The following is a 15,408-nucleotide window of genomic DNA, read 5'->3' as shown; positions in this document are numbered from 1 at the left end:
GCGTGCGCCGCGAAACAGCAAGGGCGCACCGACGTGCGCCCTTGTGTGATGACCGGTCCGATTACCCAACAGGCGAACCGGGCACTGCCGGCTTAGAGCGGCTAACGGAGCGTCGCGGGCAGTCGTCTGGGGGTGTGGACGGCGCGCCGGATCCGGAGTGTACGCGTGGTACACGAGGAGTCCGAGCGCCGGCCGCGCCCGCCTGACGGCCGCGCAGCAGCGTTGTTGGCGGCTCTTAGTTGTTGAGCACCAGGTCGGCGATGATGCCGGACGCAATCGCGACCAGTAGCAGGTTGCCGCGGTCGTCGCGCTGCCAGCGGTAGCCGTACGGTGGGCGGCGCAGATCGTAACGGTCGTAGTCATTGATCACGTAGACCGGGCCGTGATAGCGCTGACCGCGCGCCCAGTACGGACGCGGCGGCGGGCCGGCGCGGTAGTACGCAGGGCGGTCGTAGACATAGACCCGGTTGCGGTTGTAGCGACGGTCCTGGTAGCGGGCGTCGCGATAACCTTCACGGTAGCCGCTGCTGTAGTGGCGGCGGTCGTCGCGCCATTCGCGGCGGTCGGCCCGGCGGTCATCCCGCCACTCGCGGCGATCGTTGCGCCAGTCACCGCGGTCACCCCGGTGATCGCGATGGCCACGGTCATGTCCGCGACGGTCGTGGTCGCGGTCCCAGTCGCCGGCAAACGCCGCCGGGGCCACGCAGCCCAGCGCCAGGATGGAGGAAAGCACAGCGGTAACGATGCGTTTGCGGTTCATGGCCCAGCTCCTGTTTGCGATGTCGCAATTTCATTAAGACGCCGCCAGCCTTAACGCATTCTTGCTGGAATCGGTTACGAAAACGCCTATTCAGGTAATAGGTAGGCTGCCGTTTAGCTGCGCTGTCGCCTGCCGGTCTCGCGACACTTGCCGGTATAATCGGCGCAATCCCTTTTCCGCTGCCTCCGGCCTCGGCCGGCGGGCTGCCTGCGTCCACGGAGCACCCATGTCGCAATACATCTACACCATGAACCGCGTCAGCAAGGTGGTCCCGCCCAAGCGGCAGATCATCAAGGACATCTCGCTGAGCTTTTTCCCGGGCGCCAAGATCGGCCTGCTGGGCTTGAACGGCGCGGGCAAGTCGACGGTGCTCAAGATCATGGCCGGCGTGGACACCGACTTCGAGGGCGAAGCCCGCCCGCAGGCCGGCATCAAGGTCGGCTACCTGGCCCAGGAACCCCAGCTCAACCCCGAGCACACTGTGCGCGAAGCGGTGGAAGAAGGCGTGGGCGACGTGTTGCAGGCCCAGGCCGCGCTGGATGCGGTGTATCTGGCCTATGCCGAGGAAGGCGCCGATTTCGACGCGCTGGCCAAGGAACAGGAGCGCCTGGAAGCAATCCTGGCCGCCGGCGATGCGCACACCCTGGAAAACCAGCTCGACGTGGCCGCCGACGCGCTGCGCCTGCCGCCGTGGGAAGCGATCGTGGGCAAGCTGTCCGGCGGCGAGAAGCGCCGTGTGGCGCTGTGCCGCCTGCTGCTGCAGAAGCCGGACATGCTGCTGCTCGACGAACCCACCAACCACCTCGATGCCGAGTCGGTGGAATGGCTGGAGCAGTTCCTGGCGCGTTACACCGGCACCGTGGTGGCGGTGACGCATGATCGCTACTTTCTGGACAACGCCGCCGAGTGGATCCTGGAACTGGACCGCGGCCGCGGCATTCCGTGGAAGGGCAACTACACCGACTGGCTGACCCAGAAGGACGAGCGCCTCAAGCAGGAAGACAACCAGGAAAAGTCACGCCAGAAGGCGATCCAGAAGGAACTGGAATGGTCGCGGCAGAACGCCAAGGGCGGCCGCACCAAGGGCAAGGCACGCCTGGCGCGCCTAGAAGAATTGCAGTCGGTGGATTACCAGCGCCGCAACGAGACCAATGAAATCTTCATCCCGCCGGGCGAGCGCCTGGGCAACTCGGTGATGGAGTTCAAGAACGTCTCCAAGAAGTTCGGCGACCGCCTGCTGATCGACAACCTGTCGATGATCGTGCCGCCCGGCGCCATCGTCGGCATCATCGGCCCCAATGGTGCCGGTAAGTCGACCCTGTTCAAGATGATCACCGGGCAGGAAAAGCCCGATTCCGGCGAGATCGTGGTCGGCCCCACCGTGCAGCTGTCCTACGTGGACCAGAGCCGCGACGCGCTGGAAGGCAACCACAACGTCTTCCAGGAGATCGCTGGCGGGCTGGACATCCTCAACATCAACGGCGTGGAGATCCAGTCGCGTGCCTACATCGGCCGCTTCAACTTCAAGGGCCAGGACCAGCAGAAGATGGTCGGCTCGCTGTCCGGCGGTGAGCGCGGTCGCCTGCACATGGCCAAGACCCTGTTGCAGGGCGGCAACGTGCTGCTGCTCGACGAACCGTCCAACGACCTGGACATCGAAACCCTGCGTGCGCTGGAAGACGCCTTGCTGGAATTCCCCGGCAACACCTTCGTGATTTCGCACGATCGCTGGTTCCTGGATCGCATTGCCACGCACATCCTGGCGTTCGAAGGCGACTCGCACGTGGAGTTCTTCCAGGGCAACTACCGCGAGTACGAAGAAGACAAGCGTCGCCGCATGGGCGATGACGCCGGCCCGAAACGCCTGCGCTTCAAGGCGCTGAAGTAAGCACAACAAGGGCGCCGTCAGGCGCCCTTGTCGTTTTCCGTCCCGGCGGCTGCGCGGGTGTGGATGCTGCGCGCCTGGAGCGATGCAGCCGGCCCCCAGGTGCTGCCTGCGGCAACACCGCAAGCTGCGGCCGTCGCCAGGTGTTACAGCTCGTACGACAGCACATCTTCGAACCCGAAGGTGTCGAAGTTTTCGATGCGCGAGGGGTACAGGCGGCCGACCACATGGTCGTACTCGTGCTGGACCACGCGCGCATGGAAGCCCTCGGCCTCGCGCGCGATCGGGCTGCCGTCAGGCGCAAAACCGCGATAGCGGATGTAGCGGTAACGCGGGATCACCGCGCGCAGGCCGGGGATCGACAGGCAGCCTTCCCAGCCATTTTCCATCTCCTCGGACAACGGCTCGATCTGCGCATTGGCCAACGCCGTGCGCGGCACCGCGGGTGCCTCGGGATAACGCTCGCTGGCCTCGAAACCGAACACCATCAACTGCAGGTCCACCGCGATTTGCGGCGCGGCCAGGCCCACGCCGCGCGCATCGTCCATGGTCTCGAACATATCGGCCACCAAGGCCTGCAATTCGGCACTGCCGAGGTTGGTCACCGGGGGCGCGACACGCAGCAGGCGCTTGTCGCCCATGCGGATGATCTCGCGAATCATGCGGATGCTCCTGATAAACGATGCAGCGATCTTAGGGCGTGTGGCGTACCTTGAGGTGAGCGTAGCGGCCTGCCCCTCAAGGCACAGGTACCGCCATATCCAGCGGCCGTTGCCGAACCACAGTGCTGCATGCCGCGCTGCTATGCCACGGCGAGGTACATGACGGCCTGGGCGTCAACGCCGCGACTCGATTGCGCGCTCTTGCCGGGCACCGCAGCGTTCAGCGCACGATCCGTTGCCCGGTGTCGTCCAGCACGCCCTCGCCGTCTTCCTTGATGAAGGGGCTGGTGGCCGGCGGCAATACCTCCAGCACCTGCTCGGATGGACGACACAGGCGCGTACCCAGCGGCGACTGCACGAACGGGCGATTGATCAGGATCGGATGCACCAGCATGGCGCTCAGCAGGGCCGCCTCGTCCAGCTCGGGGTCGTCGAGCCCCAGTTCCAGATACGGCGTGCCCTTCTGGCGGATGGCCTCGCGTACCGACAGACCAGCGTCGGCAATCAACGAACGCAGCGTCTGCCGGTCCGGCGGCTGCTGCAGGTAGTGGACGATCTGCGGTTCGATACCGACATGCCGGATCAAGGCCAGGGTATTGCGGGACGTGCCGCAGGCAGGGTTGTGATAGATGACGACGTGCATGCGCGGCTTGACTGGTTCGATAAAGACTGGATTTGCGATCGCTGATGACGCAGCGACACGCTCAACGCGCAGTGTACGGGGATGCGTGAGCTACGCGCACTGGCGCTCAGTAGTTAGCACTCAGCACCATCGCTTATCGCTTTTTATCGCTTAGCTCTTAGCTCTTAGCTCTTAGCTCGTATCTCGTATCTCGTAGCGCTTAGCGCCAACACCAACACTTTTTAAGGGCACTTGCACGATTGTCAGCTTGGGACTTGATCGCTTTGCTCTTTGCTGCTTGCTCTTTGCTGTTGCTGTCTGCGTTATGAAGCCTGCTTTCGCTTTTTAGCTCGTTGGTTAGTAGTTGTTTGCTGCTTGCTGTTTCCAGCCTACTGCCTCAATGCCGACGGTCTCGATGCAGCAGGACTGCAGGCCCCTCTCCTGCGGGAGAGGGGTTGGGGTGAGGGTACGGGGCGAAGCCCACGTGTCCCCGAACTCCAATAGTGCTTCGCCCGTACCCTCATCCGCCCCTGCGGGGCACCTTCTCCCGATGGGAGAAGGGAGCCGTTGCGGATCCGTTGATGCCATGCGGGGCGCCTCTCCCCGATGGGAGAAGGGAGCCGTTGCGGATCCGTTGATGCGCCGGGCGCCCTCCTTTTTTCGCCCTTGCTCCTCTCCCGTCTTCGCGTAGTTGAAGACGGGGCGCCGGCGGAGTTCGCGCCCCCTGCTCCGGCGCTCTTCACTCATCCTCCGGGTCGTGCTCGGAGTGCTCCTGGCGCCCTCTCAGAAAACCACACGCCGCGATCAGCCTGATCCGTAAAAGTGCCAGAGCCACCGCGCAGCCGTCTTGCACCTGGGTAACACGCGCGCGTCGGCCGGCCTTGGCGCCAAATTTCTGACCCGGCCCGCCCAGCATTGCTTGCTTGACTTTGAAACCAGCAAAACACAAGCCGCAAGCTGACTTTTTCAGGCCACACCTTCGCTTCCAGCGCCCCGGCTGTCAAAAGATTGACACAAGTCACGGATTCATGATTCAGTCATGAACAGACTAAATCGGAAGGATTCTCCCGAACACCGGTTGTTGCACGGCGTTCTTTCTCTGGTTGGACCCCAAGGAAACCCCAACAATGATGAGCTTTCGCAAGCCCGGATGGATGTTGTCCGGCCTCTTGTGCGTTGCCTGCCTGCCGGCTGTGGCCGGGGCGCAGGACGTCGCCGCCAGTTCCAAGGTCGGCATCGACCCGGTCACCGGCAAGTTGCGCCCACTGACCGATGCCGAAAGCGCGGCGCTGGATCAACAGGCCCAGCAGACCGGTGCGGCGTCCCGTCGTGCGACGACCGGCCCGACGCTGCCGCAGACCGAAGCGGCCGCCCGCGCCACCGAACGCCGCCTGCCCAACGGCACCGTGGCGCGCAAGTTGCCGGCCACGCAAATGAGTTCGCTGACCGCCACCCGCCAGGCAGATGGCCGTGTCGTGATCGAACACAGTGATGACGCCCAGACCCAACCTGCCCACGCCGAGCACGGAGCGCTGCCGCATGAATAAGCCCTTGTTGCTATTGTCCCTGGCGGTGGGTGCGGCGCTCGCTCCGCTGCAGGCCTCGGCTGCCACCGTCACGCTGATCAATGGCGATGCCGGCACCGTGGTCGGCTTGAACGACCCGACCGCCGCCACGCCGCTGGGCGGCAATCCCGGGCGCTCGGTGGGCGAGCAGCGCCGGATCGCCTACCAGTACGCGATGGACCTGTGGGGTGCGGTGCTGCAGAGCAACGTGGAGATCAAGGTCTATGCCTCGTTCGCGCGCCTCAACTGCACTGCCACCGGCGGCACGCTGGGCCAGGCCGGCCCAAACTGGATCGTCAACAATTTCCCCGGCGCCAAGCCGAACACGCTGTACCCGTCTGCGCTTGGCGATGCAATCGCCGGACAGGACCTGGTACCCGACCCGGCCGATCCGGCCGACGTGTTCTCGCAGTTCAACGGCGACCTGGGCAAGGACGACTGCCTGGCCGGCTCCGGCTGGTACCTGGGTCTGGACGGCAAGACGCCGGAAGGCCAGATCAACTTCCTCAACGTGGTGATGCACGAGATCGGCCATGGCCTGGGTGCTGCCGGTTTCCTCAACAAGACCACCGGTGTGCTCGGCTCGGGCAGCGGCCTGACCGACGTCTACACCTCGCAGGCCTTCGACAACGTGCAGAACAAGCGCTTCGACGACCCGGCCATGACCAATGCCCTGCGCGCCGAAGCGATGCGCACGCCGGGCCGCACGGTGTGGGCCGGGACCGGCGTCAATCGCGAGGCGGCCTTGATCCTGGATCCGCGCACCCTGCTGCGGGTGACCGCGCCCAGCGCTGCGGCGGGCAAGTTCGAAGTGGGCTTTGCCAGCTTCGGGCCGCTGGCCACCGCGGGCAACTTCCCGGCGCGTGCGGTCGTCACGGTCGATGACGGCGTTGCCGCCGCATCAAGCAGCGATGGCTGCGAAACGCCATTCGTCAATGCGGCGGCGGTGGCCGGCAAGGTGGCGTTGATCGACCGCGGCACCTGCTCCTTCGCCATCAAGGTCAAGAACGCCCAGCTCAACGGTGCAGTGGGCGTGATCGTGGCCAACAACGTCGCCGGCGTGCAAACCATGGGCAATGCCGCGCCACCGATCACCGACATCACCATTCCGGCGATCATGGTCTCGCAGGCCGACGGCGCACGCTTGAAGGGCAGCACCGCCGTGGTGGCCGGACTGTACGAGGACCCGGAGCTGCTGCAGGGCACCGACACCGCGGGGCGCACCCGCCTCTACGCCCCCAGCGTGGTGGCCGGCGGGTCGACGTTCTCGCACTTCGATACTGACCTGCAGCCGAATGCGTTGATGGAGCCGTTCGACACACCGGAGGTGCAGGCACATCTGAACATCGACCTGACCCCGGCGATGTTTGCCGATATCGGCTGGACCTTGAACCGTGGCCTGACCCGGCTGGGCAGCTGCAATACGCTGGTGCCCACCGTGGAGCCGGGCGGCTTGATCGTCGGCGCGAACCTGACGGCCGAAAGCAGCCTGTGCAAGACGCAGAACGCAGGCAATCGCCTCGGTTACCTGACCTGCATGAACGACCACATCCGCGAGCTGGAAGACCAGGGTGCGATCAGTCGTGTGCAGCAGGCTGCCACGTTCGTCTGCGCGACCAAGGTGCGCCCGTAACGCAGGCGCATGTGGCTGGAGAAGATGCGAACGGCGCCGGGAGGCGCCGTTCGTTTATCCGCAATCAGAACGGCATTGCCTGCGGCAACGCGCGCCGATGCACGGCATTGATGGCAGGTCACCTCCGGGCCGCGATGCGATACGGCTGCGCGACGGCAACCGATGCGCGCTTCACTGATGCACACACGCCCGGTTGCATGCCATCACAAGACGCCTGGCCTCACTCGCCTTACCTCGTTGCCTGACTCAGCGATCCGCAGCATATGGCGAGGTCAGCACCTGCGGTGCGCGGCCCAGCGCAGCGCCGAGACGATCCATCACGAAGCGCAGATAGAGATTGCTGCTGAACTGGTTGTAGTCGCGTGCGTTGTTGAAGGTCATGCGCCCGCCCAGGAACAACTGCGGGGCCACCTGCCATTCGGCAGCGCCACTGAGGTTGTAGGACACCCCTGTGCGGCTTTCGCCCGCGTACACCGGGTCGGTGTAGCGGTCGACCAGACCGAGCAGCGCGGCCAGCGATGCGGCGTCGTAGGCGGCCTGCTGCAGGCCTGGGTCGGTGGGGAAGTACGGCGTGGGGTCGGCCTTGAAATGCTGCACGCCGATGCTGGCATCGAGCTTCCAGTTGACGCTCTGCCCCGCGCTGCGTCCGCTCCAGTGCACCGGGAAACCGAGATCCAGGTACTCCTGCGGGCTGAAGTAACCGCCGTGGCCGTAGGTGAAGCCGCTGAGGTTCTTGTCGTACTGCATGGCGGTCAGATTGACGCCGGCAGTGAGCGACTGATTCTGCGTTTCCAGCGCGTGCACATAGAAACCGAGATCGGCCTGACGGTGGTCGTTGTCGGCCACGCGATTGCCGGTCACCCGATGCGCGGCAAGATTGGCGTAGCCGCCCAGCAGGCCGTTGTCGGCGTTGACCGACAGGGCGATGCCGTTGCTGGTCACCCCGCCCCACTCGCGACCATTGCGTGCATCCTGCGCGCCGGCGAAGGACAGCACGCTGTCGGTGACGGCGCGCCGCGATACATCGGCCGACCAGCCCGCCGCCTCGCCGAGTTCGCCGCGATAGCCAAGCCCGCCCACCACGTTCTGCTCCTGGAAGCCGATTGGCGTGCTGCCCACGTCGGCGCTGAACCCGCCATTGCGGTAGCGCACGCCGACGCCAACGCCGGTGTCGTCCTGGCTGAGCCGGCGCGCGCCGTTGCCGGTGGCGGCCATGCTGTTGAGGGTGGCCGCCAGCGCCGTGGGCGTCTGCTGCGCGGCGGCGCTGCTGCTGGCCAGCGCCTGCAGTGCGGCGCCATCGCCAGCAGCCAGTTGCGCGCTGATGGCGGTGTTGCCGAGGATGTCGCGTGCCAGCTGCGCGATCGACGTGTTGGACGCGTTGACGCTGAGCAGATACGCCGGCAACGGTTGATTGGCCAGTGCGGCCAGGGCGGCCGGTGTGCTGTTGTTGTTCTCGGTGAGCAGCTCACCGAACAGGCCGGTACTCAAGGCATACCGGCGCAGGCGCTCGCGCGTGGCCGCGGTGTCGCCCTGGGTGGCCAGCAGTTGGTACACCGACGAGCTGACCAATGCATCGATCGGGCTGCGATCGGCGGCCAGCGCATCGTTCACTGCACTCTGCGGGCCGGCGCCAAAGCGGCTGGCGGTCGCGTAGTCGGTGGTCAGCGTGCCGGCATCGACCACAGTGGGCGTGAGCGTGACGCCGAGCTTGCCCTCGCCCACCGCTAACTCGGCCTGCAGCGGCATTTCGATGTCGTCCAGGCGGCCCAGGCCATCTTCGCCATCGCGCGAACGGTACAACGCGCCACCGGCGAGGTTGTCGCTGTTTTCCGATTGCACCGCGCGCAATTCGTCGAGCACGCTATTGCCGCTGCTGGCCGGCAGCAGTGCCTGCACCGCAGCGCCGCGCGGGCGCAGGTCGTCGGCCGGTGCCAGCGTCGGCGTGCTGCGTGCGGGCAGGTGCGAACGGCTGGCCGGCGCTACGCTGGCGCTCACCGGCGGCAGGGGATCGGCGCTGTTGCCGGCGTAGGCATCCGCGTCGGCAGTCACAGGCGCGGGTACGGGCGCAGCGAAGCGGGCAGCGGCTGGTTGCGCGGGCGGCAGCGCCAATGCGGTCTGCGGATAGGCACTGCCGGCGTCCATGCGCTCGGACACCACCGCCGGCGAGCGCGGCATGGCGCCGGTCATGCCGGAGAACGGATTGAGCGGGCGGCCGGAACTGGCCACTGCAGCCAAGCCGCGCGCGGCCGGCAGGCCGTTGTCGAGCTGCCCGGCCTGGCGTTGCTGTGCGGCCAACGCCGCGCGGAAATACTGCTCGGCCTTGCGGTTCTTGCCGGCGCTGCGATACACCCGGCCCGCAGCCGCCAGCACGTCCGGCGACTGCGGTGCCTGCGCCAGTGCGCGTTGCAGATGGCCCTCGGCAGTGCGCAGATCCGATTGCGCGGCCGCGCTGTTGGCGGCGGCGGTCAGCGTGTCCAGATCGTCGGGATGACGCTGCAGGATCTGCTGATAGATCGCCAGGGCCTGGCGCTGATCGCCGGAGGCCGCGTATAGGCGGGCCAACGCGGCCTGCGCATCGCGGTTGTCCGGCTGCTGCGCCAGGATCGGCGACAGCGCATCGTAGGCAGCTTCCAGATTGCCCAGCTCGCGCAACGCATCTACCTGACGCAGCGTGTAGGCGCTGCGCAGCGCTTGGGCGCGGCGCAGCTGCGCCGGCGTCATGGTGATGGATTGCAGCTGGCGCAACACGGCCGACAGCTCGGCGTCCTGATGTGCGCGCAGCAGCACGTCCGCATAGTGCAGGCGGTCTTCGGTGCGCGGATTGGCACCGGTGACCAGGCGTTGCGCCAGCACCAGCGCGCGCTGGGTGTTGCCAGCGTCGGCGTGCGCGCCGGCCAGGGCGGCCAGCAATTGCGGATCGTCGAGCTGATTGCCCAGCGCAGTTTCGGTACGCGCCAGCAACTGCTGCGCCTCGCCCACCCGGCCCTGTTCCACCAGCAGGCGCGCCTGACGCGCCTGCAGTTCGATCCAGGCGGTGGTGCGCAGCTGGGTCATCTCCGGCGTGCGCGCGGCGGCCGGGATGCGCTCCAGGCTGTCATAGGCGCCCTGCCAGTCACCGCTTTCCTGTGCGAGCAAGGCGTTGGCATGCAGGGCCTCGGGTTGCTCGCCATGCACGGCAAGCAGGCCATCCATGACGCTGCGGGCCTGGTCGGGGCGACCAGCCTGCTGGTACAGACGCGCCAGATCCAGGCGGATCCAGGCATCGCCCGGGCGTTCGACCATGGCCGTTTCCAGCTCGGCCTGCGCGCTGACGACATCGCCGGCCTCCAGCGACGCGCGGGCGCGGGCGCGCTGCACGTTGGAACGCAACAGCGCCTGGCCGCCGGATTTGGCGCGTTCGGCCGCCGGCAGCCGATTGAACAGGTCGCTGGCTTCCTGCATGCGGCCCTGGCGGCTGTACAGCCCGACCAGGCCCTGCAAGGCGCCGGCGTTGTCGGCATCGCGCGACAGCGCCTTGCGATAACTGGCCTCGGCCGCGTCCGGGTCGGTGGCGGCCTGCAAGCCGCCCAGCGCCACGTGGCCGGCCGGTTCGTTGGGCAGCAACTGTACCGACTGCTCCACCAGCTGGCGTGCCTGGGCGATGTCGCCACGCGCACGCGCAGCCTCGGCCTGCTGCAGCTGCTGCCAGTAGCGGGCGCTGTCGAGTCCGCTTTTCCATTTGCCGTTGCTGGCCGCGGCCGGGCGCAGCAATTCCTGCGCTTCGGCAAAGCGCTGCTGACGCAGGCGCACCGAGCCCAGCCCGCCCAGCGCTTCCGGGTCGCGTGCACGGGCACGCAGCACCTGGGTGAAGCGTTGTTCGGCCACGCTCAGATTGTTGGCGCTCAGCGCGCGAAAGCCCTCGCCCAGCGCGATGCCATTGGGATCGGCGGGTGCCGCGGCCGCAGCGGCGCGCTGTTCGCGTAGCTGGCCGAGTTTGGCGGTGACTTCGGCATCGTTCGGGGAGCCGGCGAGAAAGGCCTGATACAGCGGCGCATCGGCACTGCTCGCATTGAGCCACAGCAGCGCCTGACGCCAACTGCTGCGCGCCGGGCCACCCACGTCCGCACGCTGGGCCAGCGTGCGCAATTGCGCGATGCCCTCGCGGCGGGTGGGCTCGCGGTAGCTGAGCACCTGGGCCAGGGCCAGCTGCAGCGACGGGTTGCCCGGTTCGCTGACTTGCAGCGTGCGCAGCCCGTTGCGGGCGCGTTCCCAGCCGGTGGGCGTGCCGGCCAGCGATTGGTAATACTCCAGCGCCAGGTTCGGCGGCGGCGGCTTGCCGGCGAACACGGCCTCGTAGCTGCGCGCCGCGTCCACGTAGCGCCCGGCCGCGGCGGCGCGGCGGGCGTTGCGCAGGTTGGGGTCTTCGCCGGCGGCGGCACTGCCGCGCGCGCCGATCGCCACGCGCAGGCGCTGGGCCTGCGGCGATTGCGGGTGGGCCGCGTCCAGTTGCTGCAGGCGCTTGCGCGCTTCGGACTGGCGCCCCTGTGCCAGATCGATCTGCGCCAGGCCGAGCAGGGCGTCGGGCTGGTCCGGGTCGATGCCGAGCAGCTTCTTCCAGGTATCGGCGGCCAGATCGTCGCGGCCCTGGTCGTGCCAGTAGTTGCCCTGCCCCACCAGCTGCTGGGTGGCGCTGGTCTGCGCCTGCGCCGGGCAGGCGAGCAGGCACAGGTCGAGCATGCCGGCGAGGTAGAGCGGCGTCAGGTGTTTGCGGAGCATGCAGGGGTTCTCCAGGCGGGCAGCAGGCGCCCGTCTGCGGCAAAGCGGTAGCGGTTCTCAAGCCAGCCCTGTCCGAACAGGGCCAGCGTGCGTTCGTAATACGGCAGCGCGGCGGCCGCGGGCTGGGCGGCCGCGGGGATGCGCTGCGCCTGCGCCTTGAGCAGTGCCGGCTGCCCCCGCGCGCTCAGGTATGGCAGCAGCGCGGCGGAAAACCCGACCGGCAGCGTGCCGCTGCCCACGCCACGCGCGGTGTCGGTCTTTTCGGCAAAGCCGGTGCCGGCGGCGAGCAGGTCGGACGGGCCGGACAGGTCCTGCAACAACCGCGCCCGCAGCGGCTCGCCGGCATCGAGCATGCCGGCCCACAGGTACACGCGAATGGCGTCGTAGCTGCCGAGGTTGCCGCGCTTGGGATCGGCACCGAAGGCCTTGCCGTCCCACACCGTCCAATCCGGCGCAACGCCGACCGGTGCACTCTCGCGCAGCACGCGCGCCGCGTTGCCGGCGATCGCCGCCCACGGGCCCTTGGGATCGGCATTGGCGCAACGGCGCAGCAGCTGGATCGGCAGATAGCTGGGATTGAGGGTCCAGCGGCCCGGCTCGACGAATCCGCTGCGGCCGGGCAACAGCATCGGCCCCAGGCCGGGCAGCGCAACCACTTCCTGGGTGCGCATCAGTTGCAGGATCTGCTGGCCGGCCTTGACGTAGCCGGGGCGGTTCCACAGCCGGCCGGCTTCCAGCAGGGCGTAGGCAATCCACAGCTCGCCATCGCTGGCCGTGTTGGCATCGAGCACGCGCCAGCTGCCGCTGTCGTCGCGGCCCCACAGCCAGGCCGGCAGGTTGAGGTCCGGGCGGCCGCCGCACAGGTTATGGCGGGTCCAGCCCAGCACCTTGTCGAACAGCACCTGGTCGTTGGCGACCAGGGCGAAGAACAGTGCGTACGACTGCCCTTCGGAGGTGGAGCGTTGATCGGCGTTGAGGAAATCCACCACCCGGCCATCGGGCTGGATGTGCCTGGACACGAAGGCATTCCACAGCGGCCAGCTGCCGCACTGCGCAGGTGCCGGCCTGGCGCCGGCCGGCAGCGCCGCGGCCAGGCCGGCCAGTGCGCCGGCACGCAGCAGGGAGCGGCGCGTCATCGTGGTGACGTGGGCACCGGTCTTCATGCGCTGCCGCCTTCGCTGAGGCGCTCGGCGGCGTGCCGGCGCAGCAGGACGCGCGCGGCCAGGGCCAGCAGCAGCGCCAGCAGCACCACGGTGAAGGCCAGCCACACCGGATGGTGCGAGAAATACCAGCGCAGCCAGGTCGGCAGCGGCAGGTGGCCCACGTAATAGGTCTGGTTGCCGACCAGGCTGGTGACCTTCTTCTGCTGCAGCACCACCACGCTGCCCTGGAAGTCCTTGAGCAAGGTCGGGTCGAACCAGGCATCGAACAGGCGGCCCATGTTGGCGGGGTCTTCGGTCTGGAACGCGACCACGCTGCGACCGGATTTGAGCGGCGATTCGAAGCCCATCAACAGCACGTCGTCGGGCTGCGGCTGCAATGCGATCTCGCTGGTGGTGGGCAAGTCGGTGCGGCGCGCATCGAAGGACAGAAAACCGGGCAGTTTTTCGAACAGCCAGTCGGTCAGGCCGATGCGCCGGCTCTGCCCGTCCTGGCTCACCGGGAGTTGCGCGCGCCACTGCTTGAACAACGGCTGCGACTCGGCGCTGCCCAGCAGCAGCAGATCGCGGTCGGCGTGCTGCTGCACGGCGCTGGCGGCGATGATCTGCGCATGCAGCGCCGGGTAGCCGGTGGAGGCCCCGAAACGTCCGAGCAGGGTCAGCACGTTGCCCAGATCCTGGTCGCCCGGATTGTCGGGCAGCACGATCGCCGACTCGGACAGGTCGGCCAGGCGCGTGAACGGGTAGCCGGCATTGGCGAAGGCCGCCAGGTTGGGCATCGCCATGTAGTGATGGAAGCCGCTCAGGTCGATGGTGGAATCGGCATCGATCGCGCCCGACACATCAGGGAAGGAGTTCTTGCACGCCTCGCCCTGCGGGCGATCGAAGAAAAAGTGGAAACGCAGCTGGCTATTGGCCGAAAACGCGCCCACCGGCAACGTCAGGTCCTGATGCACCGGCATGCTGCCGCGCGTGCCCAGGCTGTTCCACCAGCGCATCGGCGTGGATTCGGCGAACGGGCGGCCGGTCAGCGGCAGCGTGGTCACGAACGACCGGTTGATGCTGACATTGAGCGCGGACTTGTTGTCTGCCTCCGGCACCGTGTAGCGGTATTTCAAGGCCACCGGAATGCCGTCGCGCTCCCACACGAACAGGTCCGGCGGCAGCTGCAGGCCGACCCGGATCAGGTCCGGGTGATAGCCGGTGACGTTGAGCGCGCCGGGCTGGCTGACCAGATCGGCGAAGCGTACCGGGCGCTCGCTGGAGACCCACTTGGGCGCATCGTAGGGCTGGCGCGGCGCCGGCGCGGACAGCTCGCCGATACGCGCCACCGCACCACTCAACGGCGCGTGCAGCGCCAGCGCCGCGGCCGCGCGTTGCAGGTCCTCGGTGTTGCGGCCTAGCACCAGCAACAACTTGCCATTGGGATCGGTGGGGTTGACCACCACCGCTACCGTCGCGCCGCGGATATCGGCCACACCGCTGTCGGCGGTGGCGAACTGCGCAGGCAAGGTGTCGGGCGTGGCGAAGACCACCGCGTTGCCGGTTGCCGGCAGACTGGTGGTCGATGCCGGAAACACCGCGCCGCGATAGCCGGCCAGGGTGCCGAACCACGAGGCCACCGTGCCGGCCGCCTGCAGCGTGGCCAGGTCCGGCTGCTGCGGAAAGTAGAACGGCAGTTCCAGCCGACGCGTGTCGCGCACATCGAAGAACGGCACCGGCAGCAACGCCAGGTTGTTGGCCAGCGCCAGCGGCGTGGTCGTCAGCGACAGGCTGGTGGCCGCATCCACATTCGCCCACAGGCTGCTGTGGTCGGGGTCTTCGCACTCGCGCGTGTAATGGCCGATCAGCTGCAGGTTGAGCTGGTTGTAGTCGGTGATCAGGCGCGGGTCGATCGGCAAATCGACCGAGAGCAACTTGCCGGCATTGGCCTTGTCGGCGGGCAAGGTCGCCACGGTCACGCCGTTGACGGTGACCTTGACGTGCGACAGGTCCGGCAACAACGACGGCGAGTAGCTGTATCGCAGATTGAGCGTGGCGGCGGTGACGATCTCGTCGCTGCGCACGCTGAAGGGCACGCCGGCACTGCCCTGCACACCACGCAAGGTGATTTCGTAGTCGATGCCCAGATCGCGCAGCGAGGCCGCGCGCGTGCTGCCGCCTGGCAGCGGCGCCAGTGCGGCAGGTGCCAGCGGCGCTGCGGTGGTGGTCTGTGCAGTGCTGCCGGCCGGTCCGTCGGTGGAGGTGGGCGCAGCCTGCTGCGCTTGCGCCAGGCCCGCCAGCAACGTCAGCGCGCAGGTCAACAGCGGCGAAGAAATTCGCATCAGTGGTTTCTTGGCAAGGGAAAGGGAAACACCAGGCATCAC

At 67.5% G+C, this 15,408-nt stretch carries 9 protein-coding genes and 1 other RNA gene; 3 read left to right on the top strand and 7 right to left on the bottom strand.

The features are described 5' to 3' along the window. Nucleotides 1-99 precede the first annotated feature (99 nt). Nucleotides 100-174: non-coding RNA, sX9 sRNA (locus ABQZ09_RS10715), on the bottom strand. A gap of 61 nt (nt 175-235) precedes the next feature. Further along, nucleotides 236-760, bottom strand: a complete 525-nt coding sequence (locus tag ABQZ09_RS10710; protein WP_039408254.1) for an RcnB family protein — start codon at nt 758-760, stop codon at nt 236-238. A 226-nt stretch (nt 761-986) separates the two neighbouring features. Here ABQZ09_RS10710 and ettA point away from each other — a divergent pair, with 226 nt between their 5' ends. Next, nucleotides 987-2,648, top strand: coding sequence for an energy-dependent translational throttle protein EttA (ettA, locus tag ABQZ09_RS10705; protein ID WP_039408257.1), 1,662 nt, complete (start codon nt 987-989; stop codon nt 2,646-2,648). A 143-nt stretch (nt 2,649-2,791) separates the two neighbouring features. On the opposite strand, the gene def is transcribed toward ettA, so the two are convergent. Both def and arsC read right to left on the bottom strand, forming a co-directional pair. Then, entirely contained in the window at nt 2,792-3,307 is a 516-nt protein-coding gene (gene def, locus ABQZ09_RS10700) for a peptide deformylase (RefSeq protein ID WP_349776861.1), read from the bottom strand. Nucleotides 3,308-3,527: 220 nt separating this feature from the next. Beyond that, the gene (gene arsC / locus ABQZ09_RS10695; protein WP_228314350.1) at nt 3,528-3,950 is read right to left on the bottom strand and encodes an arsenate reductase (glutaredoxin); all 423 of its coding nucleotides are present in this window, start codon (nt 3,948-3,950) and stop codon (nt 3,528-3,530) included. Between the two features lie 1,106 nt (nt 3,951-5,056). Here arsC and ABQZ09_RS10690 point away from each other — a divergent pair. Then, on the top strand, nt 5,057-5,476 hold the full coding sequence (locus tag ABQZ09_RS10690; RefSeq protein WP_039408266.1) for a post-PEP-CTERM-1 domain-containing protein: 420 nt from the start codon (nt 5,057-5,059) through the stop codon (nt 5,474-5,476). Beyond that, nucleotides 5,469-7,127, top strand: a complete 1,659-nt coding sequence (locus tag ABQZ09_RS10685) for a PA domain-containing protein (RefSeq protein ID WP_039408268.1) — start codon at nt 5,469-5,471, stop codon at nt 7,125-7,127. The genes ABQZ09_RS10690 and ABQZ09_RS10685 overlap by 8 nt, the downstream gene beginning before the upstream one ends. Before the next feature lie 246 nt (nt 7,128-7,373). Here the strand turns inward: ABQZ09_RS10685 and ABQZ09_RS10680 are convergent, their stop codons facing one another. From ABQZ09_RS10680 to bcsB, 3 genes are read right to left on the bottom strand one after another with little or no spacing between them, the layout of a single operon-like run. Next, nucleotides 7,374-11,882, bottom strand: coding sequence for a cellulose biosynthesis protein BcsC (locus tag ABQZ09_RS10680; protein ID WP_349776860.1), 4,509 nt, complete (start codon nt 11,880-11,882; stop codon nt 7,374-7,376). Then, nucleotides 11,864-13,045, bottom strand: a complete 1,182-nt coding sequence (bcsZ, locus tag ABQZ09_RS10675; RefSeq protein WP_349776859.1) for a cellulose synthase complex periplasmic endoglucanase BcsZ — start codon at nt 13,043-13,045, stop codon at nt 11,864-11,866. Before bcsZ ends, ABQZ09_RS10680 begins: the two co-directional genes overlap by 19 nt. Then, on the bottom strand, nt 13,042-15,405 hold the full coding sequence (gene bcsB, locus ABQZ09_RS10670) for a cellulose biosynthesis cyclic di-GMP-binding regulatory protein BcsB (RefSeq protein WP_503018956.1): 2,364 nt from the start codon (nt 15,403-15,405) through the stop codon (nt 13,042-13,044). The genes bcsZ and bcsB overlap by 4 nt, the downstream gene beginning before the upstream one ends. Between the last annotated feature and the right edge of the window lie 3 nt (nt 15,406-15,408).

It is taken from the genome of Xanthomonas sp. WHRI 6106 (assembly GCF_040202405.1).
Taxonomy (GTDB): Bacteria; Pseudomonadota; Gammaproteobacteria; order Xanthomonadales; family Xanthomonadaceae; genus Xanthomonas; species Xanthomonas cannabis.
Note: the sequence above shows the minus strand (reverse complement) of the source record. Positions and strands in the feature narration are given on the sequence as shown.

Excerpts from the sequence above, each read along its gene's own strand:
- ABQZ09_RS10710 (WP_039408254.1), bottom strand. The coding sequence starts at position 760 with ATGAACCGCAAACGCATCGTTACCGCTGTGCTTTCCTCCATCCTGGCG.
- ettA (WP_039408257.1), top strand. The coding sequence starts at position 987 with ATGTCGCAATACATCTACACCATGAACCGCGTCAGCAAGGTGGTCCCG.
- def (WP_349776861.1), bottom strand. The coding sequence starts at position 3,307 with ATGATTCGCGAGATCATCCGCATGGGCGACAAGCGCCTGCTGCGTGTC.
- arsC (WP_228314350.1), bottom strand. The coding sequence starts at position 3,950 with ATGCACGTCGTCATCTATCACAACCCTGCCTGCGGCACGTCCCGCAAT.
- ABQZ09_RS10690 (WP_039408266.1), top strand. The coding sequence starts at position 5,057 with ATGATGAGCTTTCGCAAGCCCGGATGGATGTTGTCCGGCCTCTTGTGC.
- ABQZ09_RS10685 (WP_039408268.1), top strand. The coding sequence starts at position 5,469 with ATGAATAAGCCCTTGTTGCTATTGTCCCTGGCGGTGGGTGCGGCGCTC.
- ABQZ09_RS10680 (WP_349776860.1), bottom strand. The coding sequence starts at position 11,882 with ATGCTCCGCAAACACCTGACGCCGCTCTACCTCGCCGGCATGCTCGAC.
- bcsZ (WP_349776859.1), bottom strand. The coding sequence starts at position 13,045 with ATGAAGACCGGTGCCCACGTCACCACGATGACGCGCCGCTCCCTGCTG.
- bcsB (WP_503018956.1), bottom strand. The coding sequence starts at position 15,405 with ATGCCTGGTGTTTCCCTTTCCCTTGCCAAGAAACCACTGATGCGAATT.